The organism is Alphaproteobacteria bacterium, from assembly GCA_025800285.1.
Classification (GTDB): Bacteria; Pseudomonadota; Alphaproteobacteria; order JAOXRX01; family JAOXRX01; genus JAOXRX01.
In genome coordinates this window covers 1-1,219 of the sequence record JAOXRX010000010.1, presented here as the reverse complement: position 1 = coordinate 1,219, position 1,219 = coordinate 1, and the positions used below count along the sequence as shown (strand labels likewise).

The following is a 1,219-nucleotide window of genomic DNA, read 5'->3' as shown; positions in this document are numbered from 1 at the left end:
TTTCCAGTAGTTAAAGATAGTAAAATTAAAACCTGTTGCTATGCTACATTAGAACTATTGAAATTAAGTTTAAATTATCTAAAAGTAAATATAAATGCCACCAAAAAGAAGCAATAAAAAACCCATTCCTGAAGAAGATGTATTGAGCGATGATGAACCTAAAACAATCACACTCACTAAAGAACAAAGATTAACAAGTAAATTTATTATAATAGATTGTCCATTATGTAATGGAAAGATACAATTAAGAAATGAAATTGAAATCAATCCTAAAGGCATCAAATGTTCTTGTAATCCGTGCTCATTCAAGATAAGTAGAAACGATAAAACAGTTAATGTATCAAGAGATGACCAAGGAGAGATAAAACTAGATTGTGAAGACCATTCAGTATCTTTTTCCTTTAACAGAATTACAACACCACCAAGTGATGAAGATAAAAGTAGAAATGAAATGATTAAGGATGTTATGAGCACTCCCAGAAATAAATCATCATCATGGATGGAAGACATGGATTGAAAAGTGCATTTTAAACTATTTAAAGAGATATTTTAACATAATTTCAAATAAAACTTTTTCTAAAACTTTTAAAAAATATCTAGTTTTATTATATATATCATGAGTTTAGACAATGAAAATGTGAGCGACACCAATTTAGAGAAGTTAGATGAAATTACTAACAAGTTGAATAGATGCAATAAAAATGTTAAACTGATTTTAGAGTTGTTGGAAAAATTAAGTAAAGCAAATGAAACTAAAAAGCAAGGCGGTGGTTATGTTGAAAAAGGCAGTGCAGAATATAAAAACAAAAAGCAAGTGTATCTTACAAAATTGAACAACAAAGAGATACGGCAACCACGACAAGAGACATTAAATTTCTATGAGATAAACTTTGACGAAGATGCTGAAAGATATGTTTAATTCATAATAATATTTTTTCGAAATTATATTATTATGTTATTATTGGAGTTATTTTCAGGGACAGGCAGTGTCGGTCGTGTGGCGAAAAACTTTGGCTATACTGTTATATCATTGGACTTGAAAAATGCTGATATTTGTTCTGACATCACGAAAGCTAGCCATCAGGCTACAGCTGGAGTTGCTTTTTACTAAGCTTGCTTAGCATTCTGGGGTGTGGGGGGGGGGCTGGGCCCTGGTCGCCTTTTTGGCACTGTGTGCGCAGCGCGCTGTGCCATGCGGGCGGCATGTGCTCAGCGCGTT

2 protein-coding genes are annotated in these 1,219 nt (G+C 32.8%); both read left to right on the top strand.

Features of this window, described 5'->3' with window-relative positions:
* Nucleotides 1-94 precede the first annotated feature (94 nt).
* Nucleotides 95-517: a hypothetical protein gene (locus tag OIF36_00050; protein MCV6598862.1), complete on the top strand. Its 423-nt coding sequence runs from the start codon at nt 95-97 to the stop codon at nt 515-517.
* Between the two features lie 99 nt (nt 518-616).
* Nucleotides 617-919: a hypothetical protein gene (locus OIF36_00045; GenBank protein MCV6598861.1), complete on the top strand. Its 303-nt coding sequence runs from the start codon at nt 617-619 to the stop codon at nt 917-919.
* Nucleotides 920-1,219 lie beyond the last annotated feature (300 nt).

Coding starts and splice junctions, on each gene's coding strand:
- OIF36_00050 (MCV6598862.1), top strand. CDS start 95: ATGCCACCAAAAAGAAGCAATAAAAAACCCATTCCTGAAGAAGATGTA.
- OIF36_00045 (MCV6598861.1), top strand. CDS start 617: ATGAGTTTAGACAATGAAAATGTGAGCGACACCAATTTAGAGAAGTTA.